The organism is Paracoccus haeundaensis (genome assembly GCF_006239215.1).
Lineage (GTDB): Bacteria > Pseudomonadota > Alphaproteobacteria > Rhodobacterales > Rhodobacteraceae > Paracoccus > Paracoccus marcusii.
Map to the genome: position 1 here is coordinate 1 of NZ_VDDC01000027.1, position 25,259 is coordinate 25,259.

Annotated in this window: 28 protein-coding genes; 15 read left to right on the forward strand and 13 right to left on the reverse strand. The window is 66.8% G+C overall.

Annotation, left to right across the window (positions count from 1 at the left end; translation table 11 throughout):
* Positions 1 to 293: GTP-binding protein (locus FHD67_RS14330; RefSeq protein ID WP_246071312.1), on the reverse strand; the 293-nt coding region annotated here is incomplete at its 3' end.
* Between the two features lie 231 nt (positions 294 to 524).
* On the opposite strand from FHD67_RS14330, the gene FHD67_RS14335 reads away from it, so the two are divergent.
* Both FHD67_RS14335 and FHD67_RS14340 read left to right on the forward strand, forming a co-directional pair.
* On the forward strand, positions 525 to 1,343 hold the full coding sequence (locus tag FHD67_RS14335; protein WP_127897944.1) for a DUF533 domain-containing protein: 819 nt from the start codon (positions 525 to 527) through the stop codon (positions 1,341 to 1,343).
* 138 nt (positions 1,344 to 1,481) lie between these two features.
* Positions 1,482 to 2,390 carry an SDR family oxidoreductase gene (locus FHD67_RS14340; protein ID WP_139599099.1) on the forward strand — a complete coding sequence of 303 codons (909 nt, stop codon included), beginning with the start codon at positions 1,482 to 1,484 and terminating at the stop codon, positions 2,388 to 2,390.
* A gap of 70 nt (positions 2,391 to 2,460) precedes the next feature.
* Here the strand turns inward: FHD67_RS14340 and parC are convergent, their stop codons facing one another.
* Entirely contained in the window at positions 2,461 to 4,704 is a 2,244-nt protein-coding gene (gene parC, locus FHD67_RS14345; protein ID WP_139599129.1) for a DNA topoisomerase IV subunit A, read from the reverse strand.
* A gap of 125 nt (positions 4,705 to 4,829) precedes the next feature.
* Here parC and FHD67_RS14350 point away from each other — a divergent pair, with 125 nt between their 5' ends.
* The 9 genes from FHD67_RS14350 to betC all read left to right on the forward strand — a co-directional run bounded on the left by FHD67_RS14350 (position 4,830) and on the right by betC (position 12,248).
* Complete coding sequence (locus FHD67_RS14350) at positions 4,830 to 5,345, forward strand: SH3 domain-containing protein (protein WP_139599100.1); 516 nt, start codon at positions 4,830 to 4,832, stop codon at positions 5,343 to 5,345.
* Positions 5,342 to 6,160 carry an SDR family NAD(P)-dependent oxidoreductase gene (locus tag FHD67_RS14355; RefSeq protein ID WP_139599101.1) on the forward strand — a complete coding sequence of 273 codons (819 nt, stop codon included), beginning with the start codon at positions 5,342 to 5,344 and terminating at the stop codon, positions 6,158 to 6,160. The genes FHD67_RS14350 and FHD67_RS14355 overlap by 4 nt, the downstream gene beginning before the upstream one ends.
* A 27-nt stretch (positions 6,161 to 6,187) precedes the next feature.
* Positions 6,188 to 6,388 (forward strand): twin transmembrane helix small protein, encoded by a 201-nt coding sequence (locus tag FHD67_RS14360; RefSeq protein ID WP_045982762.1) that lies wholly within the window; start codon positions 6,188 to 6,190, stop codon positions 6,386 to 6,388.
* Positions 6,388 to 6,960, forward strand: a complete 573-nt coding sequence (locus FHD67_RS14365) for a cob(I)yrinic acid a,c-diamide adenosyltransferase (RefSeq protein WP_046000094.1) — start codon at positions 6,388 to 6,390, stop codon at positions 6,958 to 6,960. The genes FHD67_RS14360 and FHD67_RS14365 overlap by 1 nt, the downstream gene beginning before the upstream one ends.
* 111 nt (positions 6,961 to 7,071) lie before the next feature.
* A complete protein-coding gene (locus FHD67_RS14370; RefSeq protein WP_046000093.1) occupies positions 7,072 to 7,830 on the forward strand; it encodes an electron transfer flavoprotein subunit beta/FixA family protein in 759 nt (252 codons plus the stop codon).
* Complete coding sequence (locus FHD67_RS14375) at positions 7,830 to 8,756, forward strand: electron transfer flavoprotein subunit alpha/FixB family protein (protein ID WP_127897939.1); 927 nt, start codon at positions 7,830 to 7,832, stop codon at positions 8,754 to 8,756. The genes FHD67_RS14370 and FHD67_RS14375 overlap by 1 nt, the downstream gene beginning before the upstream one ends.
* A 110-nt stretch (positions 8,757 to 8,866) precedes the next feature.
* Positions 8,867 to 9,742: a 3-hydroxybutyryl-CoA dehydrogenase gene (locus FHD67_RS14380; protein ID WP_045982758.1), complete on the forward strand. Its 876-nt coding sequence runs from the start codon at positions 8,867 to 8,869 to the stop codon at positions 9,740 to 9,742.
* 76 nt (positions 9,743 to 9,818) lie between these two features.
* Positions 9,819 to 10,748, forward strand: a complete 930-nt coding sequence (gene choX, locus FHD67_RS14385; RefSeq protein WP_139599102.1) for a choline ABC transporter substrate-binding protein — start codon at positions 9,819 to 9,821, stop codon at positions 10,746 to 10,748.
* Positions 10,749 to 10,754: 6 nt separating this feature from the next.
* Positions 10,755 to 12,248 (forward strand): choline-sulfatase, encoded by a 1,494-nt coding sequence (gene betC, locus FHD67_RS14390; RefSeq protein ID WP_281282457.1) that lies wholly within the window; start codon positions 10,755 to 10,757, stop codon positions 12,246 to 12,248.
* 33 nt (positions 12,249 to 12,281) lie between these two features.
* Here betC and FHD67_RS14395 read toward each other — a convergent pair whose 3' ends face one another.
* The 6 genes from FHD67_RS14395 to FHD67_RS14420 form a co-directional block, all read right to left on the reverse strand.
* Complete coding sequence (locus tag FHD67_RS14395; RefSeq protein WP_052714837.1) at positions 12,282 to 12,683, reverse strand: DUF2852 domain-containing protein; 402 nt, start codon at positions 12,681 to 12,683, stop codon at positions 12,282 to 12,284.
* Between the two features lie 85 nt (positions 12,684 to 12,768).
* Entirely contained in the window at positions 12,769 to 13,398 is a 630-nt protein-coding gene (locus tag FHD67_RS14400) for a TetR/AcrR family transcriptional regulator (RefSeq protein ID WP_045982756.1), read from the reverse strand.
* A complete protein-coding gene (locus FHD67_RS14405; RefSeq protein ID WP_127897938.1) occupies positions 13,398 to 13,676 on the reverse strand; it encodes an HPr family phosphocarrier protein in 279 nt (92 codons plus the stop codon). The genes FHD67_RS14400 and FHD67_RS14405 overlap by 1 nt, the downstream gene beginning before the upstream one ends.
* Positions 13,673 to 14,095, reverse strand: coding sequence for a PTS sugar transporter subunit IIA (locus FHD67_RS14410; RefSeq protein WP_045982754.1), 423 nt, complete (start codon positions 14,093 to 14,095; stop codon positions 13,673 to 13,675). The genes FHD67_RS14405 and FHD67_RS14410 overlap by 4 nt, the downstream gene beginning before the upstream one ends.
* 43 nt (positions 14,096 to 14,138) lie before the next feature.
* Complete coding sequence (rapZ, locus tag FHD67_RS14415) at positions 14,139 to 15,089, reverse strand: RNase adapter RapZ (protein WP_046000088.1); 951 nt, start codon at positions 15,087 to 15,089, stop codon at positions 14,139 to 14,141.
* A 30-nt stretch (positions 15,090 to 15,119) separates the two neighbouring features.
* Positions 15,120 to 15,533, reverse strand: coding sequence for an HPr kinase/phosphorylase (locus tag FHD67_RS14420; protein ID WP_232303297.1), 414 nt, complete (start codon positions 15,531 to 15,533; stop codon positions 15,120 to 15,122).
* A 198-nt stretch (positions 15,534 to 15,731) separates the two neighbouring features.
* Here FHD67_RS14420 and FHD67_RS14425 point away from each other — a divergent pair, with 198 nt between their 5' ends.
* The gene (locus FHD67_RS14425; protein WP_046000087.1) at positions 15,732 to 17,327 is read left to right on the forward strand and encodes a phosphoenolpyruvate carboxykinase; all 1,596 of its coding nucleotides are present in this window, start codon (positions 15,732 to 15,734) and stop codon (positions 17,325 to 17,327) included.
* A gap of 716 nt (positions 17,328 to 18,043) precedes the next feature.
* Here FHD67_RS14425 and argF read toward each other — a convergent pair.
* From argF to FHD67_RS14445, 5 genes are all read right to left on the reverse strand, one after another.
* Complete coding sequence (gene argF, locus FHD67_RS14430; RefSeq protein ID WP_046000086.1) at positions 18,044 to 18,970, reverse strand: ornithine carbamoyltransferase; 927 nt, start codon at positions 18,968 to 18,970, stop codon at positions 18,044 to 18,046.
* Between the two features lie 147 nt (positions 18,971 to 19,117).
* Positions 19,118 to 19,270 (reverse strand): GNAT family N-acetyltransferase, encoded by a 153-nt coding sequence (locus FHD67_RS20495; RefSeq protein WP_157020450.1) that lies wholly within the window; start codon positions 19,268 to 19,270, stop codon positions 19,118 to 19,120.
* A gap of 5 nt (positions 19,271 to 19,275) precedes the next feature.
* Positions 19,276 to 19,644, reverse strand: a complete 369-nt coding sequence (locus FHD67_RS14435; protein ID WP_084693765.1) for a GNAT family N-acetyltransferase — start codon at positions 19,642 to 19,644, stop codon at positions 19,276 to 19,278.
* A complete protein-coding gene (locus FHD67_RS14440; protein ID WP_139599103.1) occupies positions 19,586 to 20,758 on the reverse strand; it encodes an aspartate aminotransferase family protein in 1,173 nt (390 codons plus the stop codon). The genes FHD67_RS14435 and FHD67_RS14440 overlap by 59 nt, the downstream gene beginning before the upstream one ends.
* A 151-nt stretch (positions 20,759 to 20,909) precedes the next feature.
* Positions 20,910 to 21,746: an ABC transporter permease gene (locus FHD67_RS14445; protein WP_046000084.1), complete on the reverse strand. Its 837-nt coding sequence runs from the start codon at positions 21,744 to 21,746 to the stop codon at positions 20,910 to 20,912.
* 117 nt (positions 21,747 to 21,863) lie between these two features.
* Here FHD67_RS14445 and FHD67_RS14450 point away from each other — a divergent pair, with 117 nt between their 5' ends.
* The 3 genes from FHD67_RS14450 (at position 21,864) to metG (ending at position 25,144) form a co-directional block, all read left to right on the forward strand.
* On the forward strand, positions 21,864 to 22,487 hold the full coding sequence (locus FHD67_RS14450; protein ID WP_139599104.1) for a GcrA family cell cycle regulator: 624 nt from the start codon (positions 21,864 to 21,866) through the stop codon (positions 22,485 to 22,487).
* 136 nt (positions 22,488 to 22,623) lie between these two features.
* A complete protein-coding gene (locus FHD67_RS14455) occupies positions 22,624 to 23,331 on the forward strand; it encodes a ZinT family metal-binding protein (protein ID WP_139599105.1) in 708 nt (235 codons plus the stop codon).
* 94 nt (positions 23,332 to 23,425) lie between these two features.
* A complete protein-coding gene (gene metG / locus FHD67_RS14460; RefSeq protein WP_139599106.1) occupies positions 23,426 to 25,144 on the forward strand; it encodes a methionine--tRNA ligase in 1,719 nt (572 codons plus the stop codon).
* The last annotated feature ends 115 nt before the right edge of the window (positions 25,145 to 25,259 follow it).

Here is a 25,259-nt window from a genome sequence, read left to right on the forward strand (position 1 = left end):
ATCGCGCCGTCCATCTGGGCGGCACCGGTGATCATGTTCTTGACGTAGTCGGCGTGGCCCGGGCAGTCGACATGCGCGTAGTGGCGCGTCTCGGATTCGTATTCCACGTGCGCGGTCGAGATCGTGATCCCGCGCGCCTTCTCTTCGGGCGCGCCGTCGATCTGGTCATAGGCGCGGAATTCGCCGAAGTACTTCGTGATGGCCGCCGTCAGCGTCGTCTTGCCGTGGTCAACGTGGCCGATCGTGCCAATGTTGACGTGCGGTTTGTTCCGTTCAAACTTTGCCTTTGCCATGTGGGCCTCCTGGATCCGCGGGGCATGGCTGAAAGGGCCCCGGATTGACGTGCGCCGCGATGTATAAGGCGCGCGCGGGGAAATCAAGGGCGGGCTTGCGTGCCGTGGCTAATCATGTCGGGGTCGCGGCGTCTGCCCGCCCCTTTGCAGGAACCGCCGGGCGACCCATATCGTTTGGCAGCGCAAGGCGCCGGGCCATCAGGTCCGCGCCCATCCACAAGGGGGATTCGCATGAGCCTGATGAGAAGCCTGACCAAGGTCGCCGCCGGCGTGATGCTGGCCAAGGGGATCGGCACGATGATGAACAACCAGCATGGCGGGCGTCCCGGCCAGCGCAAGGCCAGCGGCGGCCTGCTGGACAACCTGTTGGGCAACAACACCGGCGGTACGTCGGGCGGCAGCCTGAACCAGATGCTGGGCCGTGCCCTTGGCGGCGGCACCGGGACGGGCAGCGGTTCGCTTGGCGGCCTGCTGGACAAGCTGGGCGGCCAGCGCGGCGGCAGCAGCATGGGCGGCGGCAGCCTGGGCGGAATGCTGGGCGGCCTTCTGGGCGGCGCGGCCGCGGGCGGTGCGGCGGGCCATCTGGCCACCAAGGGATCGCAGGAAAAGAACAACGCCACCTTTGGTGCGCTGTTCGACGATGCGCTGGCCCATGACGGCGAACCGCAGGTCGCGCCCACGCCGGAACAGAACGCCATCGCCGGGCTGATGCTGCGCGCGATGATCCAGGCGGCCAAGTCCGACGGCCATGTCGACGACACCGAACGCCAGCGCCTGCTGGGCCATCTTGGCGATGATCTGGACGATGACGAACGCCAGTTCATCCGCGACCAGATGGCCGCGCCCGTCGACGCGGCGGGCCTTGCCCGCGAGGTCCCCGAAGGGATGGAGCGTCAGGTCTATCTGATGTCGCTGCTGGCGATCGACTTCGATAGCGAGGCCGAGGCCCGCTATCTGAATGACCTGGCAACCGCGATGAAGCTGGACCGCGCCACCGTCAACGCCGTCCATGCCGAGGCGGGCGTGATGCCGCTTTACAATGGCGCCTGAGACCGCGCCGACCATCGCCGCCGTCCCATCGGGGCGGCGGCTTTTTCGTGCGCGGTTGATCTTTCTTGTCCCGGACGGACCGGAACATTCGCCTTGCTGTGCGGTTGGCCTGCGAACCGCAAACGCATGAGGCCACAGATGTCCGACACCCCCGCCCGTCCCCCGTTCCGCAGTGGCGCCATCGCCGAGCCGCGCCTTCCCGTCCCCGATTTCCCGGCGCAGGAACAGCCCTTTCCGGGCCTGGCCCAGAAGATGGACCCCCTGCCCGACCATGGCGAGACCAGCTATCGCGGCGCAGGCCGCCTGTCGGGCAAGCGCGCCCTGATCACCGGCGGCGACAGCGGCATCGGCGCCGCGGCAGCGATCGCCTTTGCCCGCGAGGGTGCGGACGTCGCCATCTGCTATCTGCCCGACGAACAGGCCGATGCCGACGCGGTCGTCTCGCTGATCGAGGCGGAGGGCCGCGTGGCCGTCGCCGTTCCAGGCGACCTGCGCGACGAGGGCTTCTGCAAGGAGATGGTCGAGAGCGCAGTGTCCCAGCTGGGCGGGCTGGACATCCTGGTCAACAATGCCGGCCGCCAGCAGTTCTGCGAAAAGCTGGAGGACCTGACGACCGAGGATTTCGACGCCACGATGAAGACCAACATCTATGCGCCCTTCTGGGTGACGCGGGCCGCGCTGCCCCACATGGATGCGGGCGCATCGATCATCATCACCTCGTCGGTGCAGGCGTTCTCGGGGTCGGCGCATCTGTTCGACTATGCGCAGTCCAAGGCCGCGAACGTGGCATTCGCGCAGTCGCTGGCGAAACAGCTGGCCCCCCGCGGCATCCGCGTGAACGCAGTCTGTCCAGGCCCCTACTGGACCGCGCTGCAGATCAGCGGCGGCCAGCCGACCGACAAGGCAAAGGAACATGGCGCAAGCCAACCCCTGGGTCGTCCTGGGCAGCCGGTCGAGATCGCGCCGATCTATGTGCTGCTGGCCTCGGACGAGGCCAGCTACATCACCGGCGAATATTTCGGGTCCGTCGGCGGCGGCGGGCTCTGAGCGACCCTTCCGGGCGGCTCAACCACCTTGGACCCTCGCGGCGCGCCTCGGCGTCGCGAGGGGTGCCGCCTCAGGCAAAGCGGTTGTCGCGTGGGAAACCGCGCGGCGCCATTCGGCCGGCACTGCCCCGCTTGCCCAGCCATTCAGTCAGGTCCGGTTCGGTCCGGGTCTTGCCGCCGGTCATGGGCCAGGATAGGCCCTGCGCCAGCGTCAGGCAGATCGCATCCACCAGCTCATCCGCCTTGACCAGCCCACCGCCCTTGCCAAAACGCTGCAGCCTAACGCCCTTGCCGCGTGCCATCTCGGGCAGTTCGGCCAAGGGAAAGACCAGCATCTTTCGGTTTTCGCCGACGACGGCGACGTGGTCGCCCGATACCGGACGACATAGCAGCGCGTCGCCGTTCAGGACCTGCTTGCCGGTCTTGGTCTGGGCCAGGATGTCCCCCGCGCCCACGATGAACCCGTCGCCCGCTCGTGATGCGACCAGATACTTCGCCCCCTCGCGCCACGGGAACATGGCGATGACCTGCGCCTCGTTGGGCAGATCGACCATCAGGCGCAAGGGTTCTCCCATCCCGCGCCCGCCGGGCAGCGTATTGACCGGAAGGGTGTAGAACCGCCCGTTCGACGCGAATATCATCAGCTTGTCGGTCGTCTCGGCATGCAGGGCCTGGCCGGGGCCGTCGCCGTCCTTGAACTTCAGTTCAGCGTCCAGCGGCTGGTGGCCCTTCAGGGTGCGGATCCAGCCCATCTTCGACAGGACCACGGTCACCGGCTCACGCTCGATCATGGCCTCCAGGTCGATCACGGGCATCTCGGTCGCCTCGCTGATCGTGGTGCGGCGCTGACCCTCGGGGCGCGACTTGCCGAACAGGTTGCGCACCTCCTTCAGCTGGTCCGCGATGCGCGCCCATTGCGCGGCCTCGCTGTCCAGCATCGCCTCAAGCCCCTCGCGTTCGGTCAACAGGGCATCGCGTTCGGCGCGCAGCTCGATCTCCTCAAGCTTGCGCAAGGCGCGCAGGCGCATGTTCAGGATCGCCTCGACCTGCACGTCGTTCAGGCCGAACTCTGCCATCATCACGGCCTTGGGCTCGTCCTCGGTCCGGATGATCTCGATCACGCGGTCCAGGTTCAGATAGGCGACCAGATAGCCTTCCAGCACCTCCAGGCGCGACGTGATCTTGTCCAGGCGATAGGCCGCGCGGCGCACAAGCACGTCGCGGCGGTGGTCCAGGAACGCGCGCAGGACCTCCTTGAGCGAGCAGACCTTGGGCACGCGGCCGTCGATCAGCACGTTCATGTTCAGGTTGAACCGGATCTCCAGATCGCTGGCGCGGAACAGCGCGCCCATCAGCTGTTCGGGGTCGACGGTGCGGGCACGCGGTTCGATGACGATGCGCACGTCCTCGGCGGATTCGTCGCGCACATCGGCAAAGATCGGGATCTTGCGCGTCTGGATCAGCTCTGCCAGCCGTTCGATCAGCTTGGATTTCTGCACCTGATAGGGGATCTCGGTGACGACGATCTGCCACAACCCGCGGCCCAGGTCCTCCTGCGTCCAGCGCGCGCGCAGGCGGAACGCGCCGCGTCCGGTGCGATAGGTCTCGGCGATGCTTTCCGCCGGTTCGACCAGCACGCCGCCGGTCGGGAAATCGGGCCCCTTGATCAGGGTCGCCAGCGTGTCGTCGCGCGCGTCGGGCGTCTTGATCAGATGCAGGCAGGCGTCCACGACCTCGTGCAGGTTGTGGGGGGGGATGTTGGTGGCCATGCCGACCGCGATCCCCGACGCGCCGTTGGCCAGCAGGTTCGGAAAGGCCGAGGGCAGCACGACCGGCTCGCTCAGCGTGCCGTCATAGTTGGGGCGGAAATCGACCGAATCCTCGGCCAGGCCATCCATCAGCGCCTCGGACGTCGCGGCCAGGCGGGCCTCGGTGTATCGCGCGGCGGCAGGGTTGTCGCCGTCAATGTTGCCAAAGTTCCCCTGCCCGTCCACCAGCGGATAGCGCATGGCGAAATCCTGGGCCAGGCGGGCCATCGCGTCATAGATCGCGGCGTCGCCATGCGGGTGATAGTTGCCCATCACGTCGCCGGTGATCTTGGCCGACTTTCGGAACGCCCCATTGGGCGCTAGGCGCAGTTCACGCATCGCATAGAGGATGCGGCGGTGCACCGGCTTCAGCCCGTCGCGGGCGTCGGGCAGCGCGCGGTGCATGATCGTGGACAGCGCATAGGTCAGGTACCGCTCGCCGATCGCGCGGCTGAGGGGTTCGGAAGAGGTGCCCTGTTCGGGCTGGGGGATCAGATCGTCGGCCATGCGCCTTGGATAGGCCCCATGGCCCGCCCGGTCCAGATCGAAAAGCTGGCCGGGAACGCTGCCGTCCGCGTGGCGTTGGGCGATCAAATCGGTTAATCCAATGACCGCAACGGGGGACGGGCGCGATGATCAGGCTGGGACTGCTGATGCTGGTGACGCTGCTGGGCGTGTTCATGACGCTGGACCGGTTCGGCCAGGGCGACCTGCGGACCGAACGCAGGCCGGAACCGGCAGCGCGGGCCAGCGCCGCGACCGATGCAGGCGCACCGTCGCTGACCGCCCCGGCGGCCGGCACCCTGCCCGCGACGCCGCCGGTCGACATCGTCCCCGCCGCCAGCCAGACCCCGGAACGCACGCAGCGTTTTCCGGGTCCGCCGTTGGAGCCGTCGCCCGAATATGCGGGGGCCACACCGGAGGCCGCGCAGGTGGTGCCGGTGGATGGGCCGGTGCTGTATGTCACGGCCGACCGGGTGAACATGCGCGCAGGCGCGGGCACCGACAATCCGGTCGTGGCTAGCCTGACCGGCGGATCGGCGGTGCAGGCCTTGGGACCGACGGGCGGCGAGTGGGTGCAGGTGCAGACGGCCGAAGGTCAGCAGGGATTCATCTCGGCCCAGTTCCTGACGTCCGACGCCCCATGAGGCGCGTGCTGATCACCGGCTGTTCGTCGGGCATCGGCCTAGACGCCGCGCGCCACCTGCAGGCGCAGGGCTGGCAGGTCGTGGCCACCTGCCGCACCCCCGCGGACATCGCCGCCCGGCAGGCCGAAGGGATGGAGTGCCTGCCCCTGGACCTTGCGTCCGAGGACAGCGTCGCCGCCTGCGCCGAGGCCGCGCTGACCGGCGGTCCGATCGACGCGCTGGTCAACAACGCGGCGTTCGCCCTGCCCGGCGCGGTCGAGGACATGCCCCGCGGCGCCCTGCGCGCCATCTTCGAGGTCAATTTGCTGGGCACGCATGACCTGACCACCCGGCTGATCCCGCATTTCCGCGACCGCGGTGCGGGGCGGATCGTCACCATCAGTTCGGTCCTGGGGCTGGTCGGCATCCCGTGGCGCGGCCCCTATGTGGCCACGAAATTCGCGCTGGAGGGGCTGACCGACGTGCTGCGCCTCGAGATGCACGGCACCGGCATCCACGTCACCCTGATCGAGCCGGGGCCCATCACCAGCCGCATCCGCGAAAACGCCATCCCGCATTTCGAGCGGTGGGTGAACTGGCAGGCCAGCCCGCGCGCCGACCAGTACCGCGCCAGCCTGCTCAAGCGGCTCTATGAGCCCTCGGGCAAGGACCGGTTCGAGCTGCCGCCGCGCGCGGTCAGCGACCGCATCCTGACCGCGCTGACGGCGGCGAACCCCGCCCCGCGCTACTATGTCACGGCGCCGACGCGCATTTCCGGGGTCGCGCGGCGGGTTCTGCCGACCCGCGCTCTGGACTGGTTTGCGCGGCGCAACTAGGTTGGCGGCCGAAAGGCGGTGTCCCCCATGCCCGATCAATCCCTGTTTCTTGTCACGATCCTGTCCGTCGGGGTCGTCATCGCGATCCTGCTGACGGGGATCGGCGGCTTTGCCAAAGGCGGCGATTTCAACCGCAAGCATGGCAACCGCATGATGCGCTGGCGGCTGTATGCCCAGGCCGCCGCGCTGGTCATCCTGATGCTGTTTTTGTGGCTGAGGTCTATTTGATGGTCGTTCTGAACAAGATCTATACCCGCACCGGCGACAAGGGCGACACCGCCCTGTCCGACGGCAGCCGCGTGGCCAAGCACGACCCCCGCGTCGAAGCGTACGGCACCGTCGACGAACTGAACGCGACCCTGGGCCTATGCCGCCAGCATGCGACCGGCGATCTGGCCGAACGCATCGCCGTGATCCAGAACGACCTGTTCGACCTGGGCGCCGACCTGTCGCGCCCGAACATGGCCGCGGACGATCAGGCGGGCTATCCGGTCCTGCGCATCATCGACGCCCAGATCGACCGCCTCGAGGCCGAGATCGACGCGATGAACGCCAATATCGCGCCGCTGCGCAGCTTCATCCTGCCCGGTGGCAGCGCGCTGGCTGCGCATCTGCACCTGTCGCGGACGGTCGCGCGCCGGGCGGAACGCCGCGCCACCGAACTGCTGGCGGGAGGCGACGTGAACGCCAGCGCGATCCGCTATCTGAACCGGCTGTCGGACTGGCTGTTCGTTGCGGGCCGCGTGGCCAACAACGACGGCGCGGACGATATCCTGTGGGTGCCGGGCGCCAGCCGCTGACGGGGGCGTCGCCGCAAACGCTGCGTCCTATGACGCTTTTGCCCTGTCCTTGCCGGATTTCCCTGTCTAACAATCCTGCGACAGATGACGCAAACAAAGGGAGAGAGGCCGATGAAAGTCCTCGTGCCAGTCAAGCGCGTGATCGACTATAACGTGAAGGCCCGCGTGAAGGCGGACGGATCGGGTGTCGATCTGGCCAACGTGAAGATGTCGATGAACCCCTTCGACGAGATCGCCGTCGAAGAAGCCATCCGCCTGAAGGAAAAGGGCGCGGCCACCGAGATCGTGGCCGTCAGCATCGGCGTCAAGCAGGCCGCCGAAACCCTGCGCACCGCGCTGGCCATGGGAGCGGACCGCGCCATCCTGGTCGTCGCCGCCGATGACGTGCATCAGGACATCGAACCGCTGGCCGTCGCCAAGATCCTCAAGGCCATCGTCGATGCCGAACAACCGCAGCTGGTCATCGCCGGCAAGCAGGCGATCGACAACGACATGAACGCGACCGGCCAGATGCTGTCGGCCCTGCTGGGCTGGAGCCAGGCGACCTTCGCCAGCAAGCTGGAGATCGCGGGCGACGCGGCCCATGTCACCCGCGAGGTCGACGGCGGCCTGCAGACCATCGAGGTCAAGCTGCCCGCCATCGTGACCGCCGACCTGCGCTTGAACGAGCCGCGCTATGCGTCGCTGCCCAACATCATGAAGGCCAAGAAGAAGCCGCTGGAGGAGAAGACCGCCGCCGATTACGGCGTCGACGTCACCCCGCGCCTGACCGTGGTCAAGACCCGCGAACCCGAGGGCCGCAAGGCCGGGATCAAGGTCGGCTCGGTCGACGAGCTTGTGTCGAAACTCAAAGAAGCGGGGATCGTGTGATGGCTGTTCTTCTTCTGGCCGAAGTCACCGGCGGCGAACTGAACCGCGATGCGACCGCCAAGGCCGTCCATGCCGTCACCGCCCTGGGCGACGTGACCGTGCTGTGCGCCGGCGCGCAGGCGCGTGCGGCGGCCGATCAGGCCGCGACCATCGCCGGCGTCTCCAAGGTGCTGGTCGCCGAGGATGCGCGTTACGGCCACCGCTTGGCCGAACCGACCGCCGCGCTGATCGTGGCGCTGGCGGGCGATTACAGCCACATCGCGGCTCCCGCCACCACGGATGCCAAGAACGTCATGCCGCGTGTCGCGGCCCTGCTGGACGTGATGGTGATGTCGGATGTCTCTGCCGTGATCGACGCCGACACGTTCGAGCGTCCGGTCTATGCCGGCAATGCCATCCAGACGATCACCTCGGCCGACAGCAAGAAGGTCATGACCATCCGCGTGGCCAGCTTCGACGCGGCCGGCGAAGGTCCCGCGGCGCCGGTGTCCGACGCCACGCTGGCGGACGATCCGGCCCTGTCGAAATGGCTGAACGACGAGGTCGCCCAGAACGACCGCCCCGAACTGACCTCGGCCGGACGTGTCGTGTCGGGCGGGCGCGCCCTGGGCTCCAAGGAGCAGTTCGTGATGATCGAACAGCTGGCCGACAAGCTGGGCGCCGCCGTCGGCGCATCGCGCGCGGCGGTCGATTCGGGCTATGCCCCGAACGACTGGCAGGTGGGCCAGACCGGCAAGGTCGTAGCGCCCGCGCTCTACGTCGCGGTCGGCATTTCCGGTGCGATCCAGCACCTGGCCGGCATGAAGGACAGCAAGGTCATCGTGGCCATCAACAAGGACGAGGAAGCGCCGATCTTCCAGGTCGCCGATTACGGCCTGGTGGGCGATCTGTTCACCATCGTCCCGGAACTGACCGAAAAGCTGTAATCCCGCACAAGGATTGCCACGGACCGCCCCCCGGCGACGGGGGGCGGTTTTGCATTGCAGCATGTCCCGCCCCGCCCTATCGTCCCGGCGTCGGAACAGGGGATGCAAGCATGACGGTTCAATCGGTTGGCGTGATCGGCGCAGGTCAGATGGGCAACGGCATCGCGCATGTCTTTGCGGTGGCGGGCTATGACGTGCTGCTGACCGACATCAGCCAGGATGCGCTGAACAAGGCCATCGCCCTGATCGACCGCAACCTGGAACGCCAGGTCGCCCGCGACAAGATCACCGCCGAGGTCAAGGCGACCGCCATGGGCCATATCCGCACGACGCTGAAGCTGTCGGACCTGGGCCAATGCGACCTGGTGATCGAGGCCGCGACCGAACGCGAGACGGTGAAGCAGGCGATCTTCGAGGACCTGGTCCCGCACCTGAAGCCCGAGACGATCCTGACGTCGAACACATCGTCGATCTCGATCACGCGACTGGCCTCGCGCACCGACCGGCCCGAGAAATTCATGGGGTTCCACTTCATGAACCCCGTTCCCGTCATGCAGCTGGTCGAGCTGATCCGCGGCATCGCCACGGACGAGGCGACCTATCGCGAACTGCACGCCGTCGTCGAGAAGCTGGGCAAGACATCGGCCACCGCCGAGGATTTCCCCGCCTTCATCGTGAACCGCATCCTGATGCCGATGATCAACGAGGCGGTCTATACGCTTTACGAAGGCGTGGGATCGGTCAGCAGCATCGACAGCGCGATGAAGCTGGGCACCAACCACCCGATGGGCCCGCTGGAGCTGGCCGATTTCATCGGCCTGGACACCTGTCTGGCCATCATGAACGTGCTGCATGACGGCTTGGCCGACACGAAATACCGCCCCTGCCCGCTGTTGACGAAATATGTCGAGGCCGGTTGGCTGGGCCGCAAGACGGGCCGCGGCTTTTATGATTATCGCGGCGATACACCAGTTCCGACGCGCTGACTGTCGCATTCAGGCGGGCGCGCCCTGAGAATCTGCCCAGCATGAGGGCAGATCTTCACACCGACAGGAGAGACCCATGACCAAGCCGATCCTTGCCGCCCTGCTTCTGGGCGTGGCCGCCCTGCCTGCCCATGCCGCCGATCCTGCCGAATGCGGCACCGTGCGCCTGTCTGATCCGGGCTGGACGGATATCACCGCGACGAACGGCGTCGCGGCGGTCGTGTTGGAGGCCCTGGGCTATGCCCCGAACATCGCGACCCTGTCCGTTCCCGTCGGCTATGAGGCGCTGAAGGGCGCGCAGACCGACGTGTTCCTAGGCAACTGGATGCCGGCGCAGGCCGCGTTCCGCGAGGATCTGGACGCCGATGGCGGCGTGACCGAGCTGGCGCAGAACCTGGAGGGCGCCAAGTTCACCCTGGCCGTGAACCCCGCCGCCGCGGCGCTTGGTGTCGCGGATTTCGCCGATCTGGACGCCCATCACGGAGCGTTCGAGGGCAAGATCTATGGCATCGAACCCGGCGCCCCCGCGAACCAGAACATCCAGGGCATGATCGACGCCGACCTGTTCGGCCTGGGCGATTGGGAGCTGGTCGAAAGCGGTGAACAGGCGATGCTGGCGCAGGTCACCCGCAATGCCGATACGCCCACCGTCTTCCTGGCCTGGGCGCCCCACCCGATGAACGAGGCGATCGAGATCACCTATCTGTCGGGCGGCGACGAACAGTTCGGCCCCGATTTCGGCGGTGCGACCGTCCACACCCTTGCCCGCAGCGAATGGGCCGAAATGTGCCCCAATGCCGCACGGCTGTTCAGCCAGCTGGTTTTCGACGTGTCGATGGAGAACCAGCTGATGGGAGCGATCCTGGACGACGGCGCCGACGCGCAGGACGCGGCGCGCGAGTGGCTGGCCGCCAATCCCGATGCGATGGGTCCCTGGCTGGACGGCGTCACCACGCTGGACGGGCAGCCCGGCCTGGATGCCGTGCAGGCCGCTGTCGCCGGATAACAGCCCGTGAAACCCAATATCCTGATCCTCATGGCGGATCAGCTGTCGGGGGTTCTTTTCCCCGACGGCCCCGCCGCTTTCCTGCACACCCCGAACCTGCGGCGACTGGCCGAACGGTCGACCCGGTTCGCGAACGCCTATACCGGCAGCCCGCTTTGCGCGCCGGGGCGGGCCAGCTTCATGTCGGGCCAGTTGCCAAGCCGCACGCGGGTCTATGACAACGCGGCGGAGTTCGCGTCCGACATCCCGACCTATGCGCATCACCTGCGCCGGGCGGGGTACCACACCTGCCTGTCGGGAAAGATGCACTTCGTCGGCCCTGACCAGCTGCACGGCTTCGAGGAGCGTCTGACCACCGACATCTATCCCGCCGATTTCGGCTGGACCCCGGATTACCGCAAGCCGGGGGAACGGATCGACTGGTGGTACCACAATCTTGGATCCGTCACGGGCGCGGGCGTGGCCGAGATCACCAATCAGCTGGAATATGACGACGAGGTCGCCCATCACGCGACGCGCAAGCTGTACGATCTGGCACGCGGGGCCGACGACCGGCCGTGGTGCCTGACCGTCAGCTTTACCCACCCCCACGATCCGTTCGTGGCGCGGCGCAAGTACTGGGACCTGTACGACGGCATCCCGGAACTGGAGCCGCCGCGGCCGATCCCCTATGACCAGCAGGATCCGCATTCGCAGCGCCTGATGGATGCGTGCGATTGGCGCGGGCTGGAGATCACCGACGATCATATCCGCCGCGCGCGGCAGGGCTATTTCGCCAATATCAGCTATGTCGATGACAAGATCGGCCAGATCCTGGACGTGCTGGAGGCGACGCGCCAGCAGGACACGATCATCCTGTTCCTGTCCGACCACGGCGAGATGCTGGGCGAACGCGGGCTGTGGTTCAAGATGAACTTCTTCGAAGGCTCGGCCCGGGTGCCGCTGATGATCGCCGCGCCGGGCATGGCGCCGGGACGTGTCGACCAGCCGGTCAGCACCATCGACGTGCTGCCGACGCTGTGCGACCTGGCGGGCCTGCCTATGGACGAGATCGCGCCCTGGACCGATGGCCGGTCGCTGGCGCGAGGCGCGCCGCGCGGTCCGGTGCCGATGGAGTATGCCGCCGAGGGCAGCATCGCACCCATGGTCGCCCTGCGCGACGGGCGCTGGAAGTACATCGCCTGCGACGCCGATCCCGAAATGCTGTTCGATCTGGACAGCGACCCGGCAGAGCGCGTGAACCTGGCCGGCGATCCGGCCCATGCGGCGGTGCTGTCCGATCTGCGTGCACAGGCGGCGCAGCGGTGGGACCTGTCAGCCTATGACGCGCAGGTGCGTCATTCGCAGGCCCGCCGCTGGATCGTGTACGAGGCGTTGCGCAACGGGGCCTATTATCCGTGGGACCACCAGCCGCTGCAGCGTGCGTCCGAACGCTACATGCGCAATCACATGGACCTGAACGTGCTGGAGGAAAACCAGCGGTTTCCCCGTGGTGAATAGGATCGGGGGCCGGTCACCCGGCCCCCGATCTGCTTACGCGTCGGTCTTGGCGTCGCGCTTTTCCATGAACTGATCGAATTCCGCCTTGTCCTTGGCCTCGCGCAGCTTGGCCAGGAAGTCGATGAATTCGCGATGCTCGTCCTCCAGCCGCTTCAACGTCTCGGCGCGATAGGCGTCGAAGGCGCTGTTGCCGGTCGACGGCGCGGAATAGCGGGGGGCGGCGGTGCGTTTGCTGCATCCGAACATGCGTTTGCTCCAGATCATGTAGCCCAGAAGGGCCAGGCCCACGGGCCAGACAAAGATGAAACCCAGCACCATGGCGACAAGCCAGGCGGGGCGACCGCGCGCATCCAGCCAGTCGCGACCACGGGCCAGCACATCGGTGATGCGCTGCTGGGTCGTCGCCGGGCGAAGCACGGGGGTTGCGATGGTCATCTGTGGTATCTCCCTATGTTAATGTGAATTACATTTACATAGATGGGCGGCGCGGAGGGTTCCGTCAAGATCGTCGTTCAACAATTCAGTCCTGGATCAGTCCAAGCCCGCGCAGATAGATCAGCGCCCCGCTTTCCAGCATCTCGGACGGCTCGACCGGGCTGCGGCAACCGGGCTTGCCGCGGCCGAACAGTTCGACCACGCCGTGGCTCAGCGCCCAGATGTGGTTGGCCACCATGCGGGCGGGCGGACGGCGGTCTTCGGGCAGGCGGGCGGCCATCGCCTCGGCCGCGGTCACAAGCACGCCCTGCGCCCGCGCAGAGGCGGCCGCCAGATCGACATTGCCCACGACAGAGATGCCGCTTTCGAACATCGCCATGTAGTAACCGGGCCGTTCGGCGGCAAAGTCCAGATAAGTCTGGCCCATGCGCAGGAACGCGGTCAGCGGCCGCGGACGGCCTCCGTCGAATGCGGCCTCCAGCCGGGCGGCGAATTCGATGAAGCCCTGGCGCGCGACCTCCTCCAGCAGGTCGTCGCGACCCTTGAAGTGGCGATAGGGGGCGGCAGGGGACACGCCGGCGCGGCGCGCGGCCTCGGTCAGCGTGAAGGCCTGCGGGCCCTGCTCCTGGACCAAATCGGCGGTCGCCTCGACCAGGGCCTGGCGCAGGTTGCCGTGGTGATAGGACTTGCGGTCGGGGGTGACGGGCGCGGGCACTACATGCCTTCGCCGAAATAGTCCCCCACAAGCGCCTCCAGCGCGTCCGCCAGGGCCTGCGCCTCGGGGCCGGAGGTCGTCACGCGGATCTGGCTGCCGCGCGGGGCGGTCAGCATCAGCAGACCCATGATGCTGTCCCCAGAGACGGCCATGCCGTCCTTTTCGACCCTTGCCTGCGCGTCATGGCGTTCGACCACGTCCACGAACTTGGCGCTGGCCCGGGCGTGCAGGCCCTTGACGTTGATGATCGACAGGTCGCGGGTGATCGCATCGGTCATCGCGGATACCGCCCGCTGTCCAGCGCGGCCTCGGGTGGGACGTTGTAGGAATTGATGTACTTGCGCCCCGCGTCCTTGGCAAAGCCCACCGCGACCGGCACGCTGAGGTGCCGCGACTTGGCCAGCTTGACCAGCATCGGCAGGTTGGCGCCGTAGAGGATGGTGCGGTCCTGCACCGCGCAGGCCGGCAGGGACAGGTTCGAGGGGGACCCGCCGAACAGATCGGTCACCAGGACGACGCCGTCGCCCAGATCGACCGCATCCGCGGCCGCCTTGATCTCGGCGGTCTTGGCCGCGCGGTCGTGATCATCCTCGATCGCGACGGCGGCGATGCCGACCTGCGGACCCACGACATGTTCGACGGCCGAGAGATACTCTCGGGCCAATCCCCCATGCGCCACTATGACAATACCGATCAACGCGCCTCACCAAGCCCAGAAGACTTCCAAAACACCCCAAACCTCATGACGCCTGCCTTTGCGACGCGCGAGCCTCGCCCGCAGGCGATGCGTCCGCACCAGACTGCAGCGTCATGCCCCGACGCTCCAGTTCCCTGTGCCTTATTGACACCGGCCAGCCCGCATCTGCAAGCGCCAGGGCCATCTTTTCCACCAAAGTGACGGAACGATGCTGTCCCCCAGTACAGCCGAAACCGACCGCCAGGTGCGATTTGCCCTCGTCCATATGGGCGGGCAGAAGAAATTCGACCAGACCCCGGGTCCGCTGAAAGAATTCGGCGAATCGTGGATCAGCGGCGACATGCGCCTGCACGCGGTCGTCACGACCGTCCAGCGGCCGCAGGTCCGGGTTCCAGTGCGGGTTGGCCAGAAACCGACAGTCGAACATCAGGTCCAGGCCCCGCGGCACGCCACGCTTGTAGCTGAAGGAGTGCAGCGACACGCTGAGCCGCCGGTCGGGACGCACGTCGAACCACCGCGTCAGCTCGGCCTTGAGGTCATGGGGCGACAGTTCGGTCGTATCGACCAGCACATCGGCCCGCACGCGGATCGGCGCAAGCAGGTCGATCTCGGCCAGGACCCCGGCCATCGGCGCCTCATCGGGGGCCAAGGGATGGCGGCGGCGCGTCTCGCTGTAGCGGCGGACCAGGGTATCGGCGTCGCAGTCAAGATACAGCACCTCGGGCGCATAGCCGGGAAGGCGCGTCAGTCGATCAATCAGCTCGATGACATTGAATGCAGAAAAGTCGCGGTTGCGCACGTCCAGCCCCAAGGCCAGCGGCGTCGGACGCGCGGGTCCGTCCAGCAGGCGCGGGATCAGCGACAAGGGCAAGTTGTCGATCGCCTCGAAGCCAAGATCCTCCAGCACGTTGATGGCGGTCGATCGCCCTGCCCCGGACGGCCCGGTGACCAGCACCAGCCGTTGGGCCTCGGGTTCGATGGCGTCGTGGTCCATGCGTCCTTCCCTATGGCGTTGCGCGCGCGGTCATGCCAGCCGTCGGCCCAGCATCAGCTGCCGCAATGCAGCGTAAAGATGGGGGCGATAGGGGCCCAGCACAAGCGAAACCCGGACCCCCAGCCAATCTTGATGGCGCACCTGTGGCAACCGGTCCTCTTCGTCGCGTCCAAGGTTGCAGGCCAAGGCCACCGGGACCGGCGCCGACGGCTCTGCCTGAAGGATGCCCACGCCCCGCGCCTCGATGCGTCCCAGCAGCGGCAATGGCGCCTGCGCCATCAGCCGGCCTGCGGACAGGCGCAGGTCGGTGCGGTCATCGGCGACCAGTGTCGCGCCCACTGCCATCAGCTGCAGCGCCAAGGTGGACTTGCCGGATCCGGACGGTCCCAGGATGACAAGACCACCCCCGTCAAGCGCGACCGTGGTCGCGTGAACCTGCATCATGCGAATCACCTCCTGATCCGATCCTGCCCGAAAACAGGTTAATTTTCCGCCTGTGGCACGGCGTCGCGCCAGCTAAACGGTCCTGATGGCGATAACATTTGATGTTTCCGCTAACTGTTTGCGCTGACTTGTTTCGGGCCGAATCCGCCGTGCTATAGCCCGATGAAACGCCGCACCCCAAGCCACGGAGCCCCCCAAATGACCACGCGCGTAAACCCGACCTGCCGACTGGAAGACCAAGGCATCACGGGGCTGGGCCAGGTGCACTACAACCTGCTGGAACCCGCCCTGATGACACAGGCCGTCGCCCGCGGAGAGGGCAAGCTGGGCCTGGGCGGGGCGTTCCTGGTCTCGACCGGCGCGCATACCGGCCGCTCGCCCAAGGACAAGTTCGTCGTCCGCACCCCGTTGGTCGAGAACAGCATCTGGTGGGACAACAACAAGCCGATGGACCCGGCAGCGTTCGATCTGCTGCATGCCGACATGCTTCAGCACATGAAGGGTCGCGACTATTTCGTGCAGGACCTGTTCGGCGGCGCGGATGCCGATAACCGCCTGGATGTGCGCGTGGTGACCGAGCTTGCCTGGCACGGGCTGTTCATCCGCCACCTTCTGCGCCGGCCCCAGGCCGACGAGCTGGCAACCTTCACGCCCGAATTCACCATCATCAACTGCCCCGGCTTCAAGGCCGATCCCGCGCGTCACGGTTGCCGGTCCGAGACGGTGATCGCGATGAACTTCGACAAGAAGTTGATCCTAATCGCCAACACCGCCTATGCGGGCGAGAACAAGAAATCGGTCTTCACGCTGCTGAACTACCTGCTGCCGGAAAAGGGCATCATGCCGATGCACTGCAGCGCCAACCACGCGCCGGGAAATCCCGATGACAGCGCGGTCTTCTTTGGTCTGTCGGGCACCGGCAAGACTACCCTGTCGGCCGATCCGTCGCGCGTCCTGATCGGCGACGACGAACATGGCTGGTCCGATACCGGCATCTTCAACTTCGAGGGTGGCTGCTACGCCAAGACGATCAACCTTTCGGTCCAAGCCGAACCTGAGATCCACGCGACCACCAGCCGCTTCGCGACCGTGATCGAGAACATGGTCTTCGACCCCGAGACGCTGGAGTTGGACTTCGAGGACAACTCTATCACCGACAACATGCGCTGCGCCTATCCGCTGGAGGCGATCAGCAACGCGTCCCAGACCAGCCTTGGCGGGCATCCCAAGAACGTCATCATGCTGACCTGCGACGCCTATGGCGTCCTGCCCCCGATCGCGCGGCTGACGCCTGCACAGGCGATGTATCACTTCCTGTCGGGCTTCACCTCCAAGACGCCGGGCACCGAGGTCGGCGTGACCGAGCCGATCCCGACCTTCTCGACCTGCTTCGGTGCGCCGTTCATGCCCCGCCGCCCCGAGGTCTATGGCAAGCTGCTGCAGGAAAAGATCGCCCAGCACGGCGCATCCTGCTGGCTGGTGAACACCGGCTGGACCGGGGGCGCCTTCGGCACGGGCAAGCGCATGCCCATCGCCGCCACCCGCGCCCTGCTGGCCGCCGCCCTGGACGGCAGCCTGAACACGGTGCAGTTCCGTCGCGATCCGAACTTCGGCTTCGACGTGCCGGTCAGCGTCCCCGGCGTCAGCCCTGTCCTTCTGGACCCGCGCCAGACCTGGGCCGACCCGACCGCCTATGACGCCCAGGCCAAGAAGCTGGTGCAGATGTTCTGCGACAACTTCGCCCAGTATCTTGACGCGATCGACGATGAGATCCGCGCTGCAGCCATCGGCTGAACGACATGACGGCCCCCACGCGGGGCCGTCGCTCTATTCGATCGCAGCGTTCGACAGGCCTCGGCTTCGGTACTCATATCCGGCAGGGCTTGTCCTTAACCTTATTCAGACGACCGCTAGCCCAGAGACACCTCGGCCCTTGCAATCGTGCTGTTATCTTTGGTCTCAACAAATTGGGTCCAACCCGACCCGATCGATTGACGCGGTGATTGTAACGGTAAGACAGCAGGAGCCACGTCCGGTCCCAGCCACGTGACATGGCATCCATTTTGGCGGGCGCGCCTTCCACCCGCGCATCAGCAGCGACATATTTGACGTAGGAAGCGCGCGGCCAGATTGGTTGTAGCCCCTGCATCCTATTGATGGAACAGGATACTGCGGAAAGCGGACTAGTGAATAGGCTTGCCGTACTCACTTTTGACAAATGGAATAGCCCGTACGCGGCATGCTTCGCTGATCGTCATTACAGCGATTGAGCCACTGCCGACTGGTCCTTGTAGTTGAGAGCGAATTAGGGCGCCCTTCGCAATGAATAGCGCTGGTTCCAAGATCGTCCCACTTAGCCCAAGCAATGAACCAGGTCTAAGTCGCAAAAAGTCAGCATCCGGCTTACTTTGCATTCGGATGCCGATGCAGAGCACCGGACCGAACCTGCCCCGCCTTCGCGGGGCAGGTTCAAGTGTCGTCGGGCGGCCCTTGGCCGCCCGTCAATCAGGTCACAGTCCCAGGCAGTGGCGCATGATCGCCTTCTGCGCGTGCAGCCGGTTTTCGGCTTCGTCCCAGATGACGGAGGCGGGGCCGTCCATGACGGCACTGGTCACTTCGTCCTCGCGGTGCGCGGGCAGGCAATGCATGAACAGCGCATCCGGCCGCGCCTGCGCCATCAGCGCCTCGTTGATCTGATAGCCGCGCAGCTGATTGTGGCGCCGCTCCTTGGCCGATTGCGGGTCGTGCATGCTGACCCAGGTGTCCGTCACGACCAGGTCGGCACCGATGACGGCCCGCGCCGGATCGCGCTCGATGGTGACGGGACGCCCTTGGGATGCCGCATAGTCGAGGCAGGCCGCTTCGGGATCCAGCGGCGGCGGGCCGGTGAAGGTCAGATCGAAGCCGAACTGCCCCGCCGCGTGGGCAAAGCTTGCGAACACATTGTTGCCGTCGCCAGACCAGACGACCTTCTTGTCGGCGATGGGGCCGCGATGTTCCTCGAAGGTCATCACGTCGGCCATGATCTGGCATGGATGCGTGCGGTTCGTCAGCCCGTTGATCACCGGAACGGTCGCATGCTCGGCCATCTCCAGCAGCGTCGCCTCCTCGAAGGTCCGGATCATGATCAGGTCGACATAGCGGGACAGCACGCGCGCGGTGTCCGCGATGGTTTCGCCATGACCCAGCTGCATCTCCGAGCCCGACAGGATCATCGTCTGGCCGCCCAGCTGGCGCACGCCGACATCGAAGCTGACCCGCGTGCGAGTCGAAGGCTTTTCGAAGATCAGCGCGACCATGCGGCCGGCCAGCGGCTGTTCGTCATCGGGACTGCCCTTGGGGCGGCCGTTGCGAGCGGCCTTCATCGCGTGGGCGCTGTCGATGATGCTGCGCAGGGCGGTGCGGTCGGTGGTGTGGATATCCAGGAAATGGGTCATCGTCTTGGTCTTTCGGCTTTTCTCCAGCAAGCCCCGCCGGACGGGCCGGGTCAAGGGCGGATCGGGCTTTCTGCGCCCTCGCGGGGGTCGCGCCCGACCGGGCCGGAGAAGATGGGTATTTGGGCAAAGAAGAAGGGCGCGTTCGCCTCATCGGAGGCGGGTCATCACGCGGACGGGCCGGCCTTGCGCGTCTAGGCGGTGATCGTCGCCCGCAAAGCCCGCCTTGCGGTAGGCGGCGATGGCGCGCTGATTTCCGGGGGCGGGATCGATCGCCAGGGTCGAAAAGTCCAGCAGCAGCATATCGCCTAGGGCGCGCAGCCATGCGCCGCCCTGCCCCCCCCGTCAGGCCCGGAAAACACGTCCAGCGCCACGGCATCCGCCGGCAGCCCCGCGAAATGCGGCGCGGGCCAGTGATGGGCCGGATAGGATTGCGCATAGGCCAGGGCAGCGCCGTCCCGCACCACGATCATCTGCCGCATCACCCGGTGCCCCAGATCGTCGCGGATCAGGGCGATCTGGCGATCGGGGCCGGGCCACCAGGCAGCGACCTCCGGCTGGGCCAGCCATCGGACCAGCACGGGTAGGTCGTCCCTAGTGACCGGCCTGAAGGCGTAGTCAGCCATCCAGGCTGGCGGCGGCCCTGTCCAGGCGCGCCACTGCCTCGGCGATCTCATCTTCGGTGATGTTCAGCGGCGGCAGCAGGCGCAGGGTGTCATCTGCGGCGGGCACGGTCAGCAGATGCTGATCATAGGCCGCACGGACCAGATCGGTCGGCGCAACGCGGCATTTCAGGCCCAGCATCAGCCCCTGCCCCCGCACGCCCTCGAAGATCTGCGGATGGGCGGCGACCAGCCCCTCCAGCTTCTGGCGGAACAGGGCGGCCTTGCGGTTGACCTCGGCCAGGAAGGCCGGATCGGCCACGATCTGCATCACGCGCGCGCCGACCGCGCAGGCCAGCGGGTTGCCGCCATAGGTGGAGCCGTGCGTCCCTGCGACCATGCCCGCGGCCGCGCCTTCCGTCGCCAGCACCGCGCCCAGGGGAAAGCCCCCGCCGATGCCCTTGGCGACCATCATGATGTCGGGGGTGATCCCGGCATATTCATGCGCGAACAGACGCCCTGTCCGGCCCATGCCGCATTGCACCTCGTCCAGGACCAGCAGCGCGCCGGTCCGGTCGCACAGCTCGCGCAGCCCCTGAAGACAGGCGTCGGGCAGCGGACGGATGCCACCCTCGCCCTGCACGGGCTCGACCATGATCGCGGCGGTGCGGTCGGTGACTGCGGCCTTGAGTGCCTCGTGATCGCCGAAGGGCAGCGTGCGGAACCCCGGCATCAGCGGGCCAAAGCCCTTGACCATCTTCTCCGACCCTGCCGCCGCGATGGCGCCGGTCGAGCGTCCGTGGAACGCGCCGGAAAAGGTCAGGATCTCGATCCGATCCGGATCACCCGCGTGGTCCCAGTGCTTGCGCACCATCTTGATGGCCAGTTCGGCCGCCTCGGTCCCGGAATTGGTGAAGAACACCGTGTCCGCGAAGGTGTGTTCGACCAGCAGGTCGGCCAGACGCTCCTGCTCGGGGATCTGGTACAGGTTCGACACGTGCCAGATCCGGCCCGCCTGTTCGGTCAGCGCGGCGACCAGATCGGGATTGGCATGGCCCAGCACGTTCACCGCGATGCCCGCGCCCAGGTCCAGGTATCGCGTCCCGTCGGCGGTGACGGCCCAGGCGCCTTCGCCGCGTTCGAACGCCAGGGGGGCGCGATTATAGGTCGGCAGGACGTGCGGGATCATGGCAAGGCTCCGGCGATGGAAGGGGAATGGCGGAAACGGCAACAGGGACGCGAGCCCGCGAAGGGGCCGGCGTCAGCGTCGCGAACGGGTGGTGCGTCGTTTCGTCATGGCGCGAAGGATGCGCAGCTTTGCCTGTCAAGGCAAGCGCTAATCAGGCCTTCATGCGATAGCCCGACCGCAGCCACCGCCACGCCAGATACAGCACGCCCGCGACGACGCCCGCGCAGATCAGCGCGCCGCGCCAGACGGGCGCGTCGCTGACCCCGGTCACGCCATAGCGCGCGCCGTCGATCAGGTAGAAGATCGGGTTCCAGTGCGACAGCGTGCTGAACGGCTGCGGCAGCGCCTGCACCGAATAGAAGGTGCCCGACAGGAACGACAGCGGCGTGATGATGAAATTGGTGATCGCCGCCATCTGGTCGAACTTCTGCGCCATGATCCCCGCCAGGATGCCCAGGCCGCCCAGCATCAGCGCGGCCAGCAGCACGAACATCGCCGCCCAGCCCGGATGTGCGATGCCGCGCCCGGTGACCAGCACAATGCCAGTCCCGATGACCGTGGCCACCAGCCCGGCGCGCACCACGGACCCGGCCAGATAGCCGGCCAGCAGCTCTCCGGCGGACAGGGGCGGCATCAGCGTGTCGACGATGTTGCCCTGCACCTTGGCCGCGGTGATCGAGCTGGAGGTGTTCGCGAAGGCGTTCTGGATGACCGTCATCATCAGGATGCCCGGCCCCAGAAAGACCAGGTAGGGCAGGCCCATGATCTCTCCGCGTCCCTGGCCCAGGGCCATCGCGAACACGACCACGAACAGGCCCGCCGTCATCAGCGGCGCGAATATCGTCTGCTGCCAGACGGCCATGAAGCGCATGACCTCGCGCCGCGCCAGCGTACGCAGGCCCAGCCAGTTGACGCGGCCAAATCGGCGCACGCCCATGGCGGGGCTGTCGGAAAGCGGGGGCAGGCCGGGCATTGTGGGCGGGGTCATCTGGCGGTCCTTGAATTTCTGCGCTTCGGCGGCTAAATCTCGGCATCCCGTATGTGACGGGACCAATCGCAGGTTACAAGATGGGGCGGCAGGTCAGACCCGCCCGGAAAGGCTGCCATGTCCTGGACGGATGATCGCGTCGAGACACTGAAACGCATGTGGTCCGAGGGCCAGTCGGCCAGCGCCATCGCCAAGGAACTGGGCGGCGTGACCCGCAACGCGGTGATCGGCAAGGTCCATCGCCTGGGGCTGTCGAACCGCACCGAGGAGCCGGAGGCCGCAGCCCCGGCCCCCGCCCCCGCGCCGGAACCGGTCGCGCGCGAAAAGCCCGCGGCACCCCGCGCGGTCCCGCAGCCAGCGGCGGCTCCCCTGCGTCCCGAACCCACGCCTGAACCCGTCGCGGTCCAGCCCGAGCCGGAACCCGAACCCAGCACACAGCCGGCCTTCGTGCCGGTTCCCCGCCGCCCGATCGTGCCGGCGGGACAGCCTTTGCCGCCCCAGCCCTCGGCCAACGAGATATCTCCCGAAGCCTTGGCATCGGTCCGCGAGGTCGAGAAGCGCGCCAAGAAACTGACCCTGATGGAACTGACCGAGCGGACCTGCAAATGGCCCATCGGCGATCCGGCAACCGACAAGTTCTGGTTCTGCGGCCTGCCGTCGGTCGCAGGAAAACCCTATTGCGAGGCGCATGTCGGCGTCGCGTTCCAGCCGATGTCCTCGCGCCGCGACCGTCGCCGCTGATCGCTTTCGGGCGGGCCGCAAAGGTCCGCCCGGTCCCGACCCGCCCTTGCCATCCCCGTACGCGCGCCTTACTGCGGCCCCGTTATGTGATGATATATCATTCCATGATTCGTCATATCTATAGAAGGACCGCCCCATGCCCCTCCGCTCGCCCCTCCCCGCCAGCCTGCTGATCGCCGCGACGCTTATCCTGACCGGGCCTGCGCTGGCCCAGGACAGTGCCGCCCCAGCCGCGCATGACCACTCCCACGACCACGACCACGACCACGATCATGACCACGATCACGCCCATGCCCGCAGCCCCGAGGCGCAGGCCATCTATGACGGCTATTTCGACGACGATCAGGTCAAGGACCGCCCTCTGTCCGACTATGCGGGCGACTGGCAGTCGGTCTATCCCCTGCTGCAGGACGGCACCCTGGCGCCGGTCATGGACCGCAAGGCCCAGAAGGGCGACCAGACCGCCGAGGAATACACTGCCTATTACCAGACCGGCTATGCCACCGACACGGACCGCATCACCATCGAGGGTGACGTTGTGACCTTCTACAGCGACGGCACGCAGGTGTCGGGCACCTATGCCGATGACGGGCACGAGATCCTGACCTATGCCCGCGGCAACCGCGGCGTCCGTTTCATCTTTGCCAAGACTGCCGGCGACGCGGGCGCACCCGCCTTCATCCAGTTCAGCGACCATGGGATCGCCCCGGCCCGCGCCGACCACTTCCACCTGTATTGGGGCGACGACCGCGCCGCCCTGCTGGAGGAGGTGACGAACTGGCCCACCTACTATCCCGCCGACATGACCCCCGCCCAGATCGTGGACGAGATGCTGGCCCATTGACGACCTGCGCACGCCCGGTGCGCCAGGCGTGCGCACCGCTTTTCATCACGGCGCAACAGGGCTAGAGATGCGCGACCCCGAAAGGACGCATGCCATGGCCCGCCACCTGATCACCTCTGCCCTGCCCTACATCAACGGCATCAAGCATCTGGGGAACCTCGTCGGTTCACAGCTGCCCGCCGACCTCTATGCCCGCTATCTGCGGGCGCGGGGCCACGAGGTCATGTTCATCTGCGCCACGGACGAACACGGCACCCCCGCCGAACTGGCCGCCGCCAAGACCGGAGAGGCCGTGGCCGACTATTGCGCCCGGATGCATGGCGTCCAGACCGCGCTGGCCGACGGGTTCGGGCTGTCCTTCGATCATTACGGCCGCTCCTCCAGCGACCGCAACCGCGCCCTGACCCAGCATTTCGCGGGCTGCCTGGCCGACCAGGGCTATATCCGCGAGGTCGTCGAGAAGCAGGTCTTCTCCCATGCCGACAACCGCTTCCTGCCGGACCGCTACATCGAGGGCACCTGCCCCAACTGCGGCTATGACAAGGCGCGCGGCGATCAGTGCGAAAACTGCACCAAGCAGCTGGACCCGACAGACCTGATCAACCCGCGCAGCGCGATCTCGGGCAGCACGGACCTGGAGGTACGCGAGACCAAGCACCTGTACCTGCGCCAGTCCGCGCTGAAGGGCGACATCGCCGCCTGGATCGACGCCAAGACCGACTGGCCGATCCTGACGACCTCGATCGCGCGCAAATGGCTGAACGACGGCGACGGGCTGCAGGACCGCGGCATCACCCGCGACCTTGACTGGGGCGTGCCGGTGAAGCGGGGCGACCAGGACTGGCCGGGGATGGAGGGCAAGGTCTTCTATGTCTGGTTCGACGCGCCCATCGAATATATCGGCGCGACCGCCGAATGGGCCGATGCGGCGGGCGCCGACGATGCCGCATGGCGCCGCTGGTGGCGCCTGGACCAGGGCGCCGAGGACGTGACCTATACCCAGTTCATGGGCAAGGACAACGTGCCCTTCCATACCCTGTCCTTCCCCGCGACCCTGATCGGTTCGGGCGAGCCGTGGAAGATGGTCGACTATATCAAGTCCTTCAATTACCTGACCTATCAGGGCGGACAGTTCAGCACCTCGCAGGGGCGCGGTGTGTTCATGGACCACGCGCTGGAGATCCTGCCGGCGGACTACTGGCGCTGGTGGCTGCTGTCACACGCCCCCGAATCCGGCGACAGCGAGTTCACCTGGGAGAATTTCCAGCAATCCGTGAACAAGGACCTGGCCGACGTGCTGGGCAACTTCGTCAGCCGCATCACCAAGTTCTGCCGCGCCAAGTTCGGCGAGGCCGTTCCCGAAGGCCCGGCCTGGGGCCCTGCCGAACTGGCGCTGATCGACACGCTGACCGCCCGCGTCCGTGCCTATGAGGCGAACATGGAGGCGATGGAGGTCCGCAAGGCCGCCGCCGAGCTGCGCGCCATCTGGGTGTCGGGCAATGAATACCTGCAATCGGCCGCGCCCTGGACGGTGTTCAAGACCGACCCCGACCAAGCGGCGATGCAGGTGCGCATGGGCCTGAACCTGATCCGCCTATATGCGGTCCTGTCGCAGCCCTTCATCCCCTTTGCATCGGCCGCGATGCTGCAGGCGATGGACGCGCAGGATGCGGGCTGGCCCGACGACGTGGCGCAGGCCCTGCAGGCGCTGGCCCCCGGCCATGCCTTCACCGTCCCCGAGGTGATGTTCGCCAAGATCAGCGACGAGGACCGAGAGGCCTGGGCCGCCCGCTTCCAGGGCGTCCGCGCCTGACTGTCGCATTCGTGCCACAGGGGCGCAGGGGGCGGGCGCAGGCCTTGTCCCCCGCGCCCACCCGCCGTAAAGGCGACTGAATTACCCAGGTAATCGGCTTTTCCCTCTGGCCACG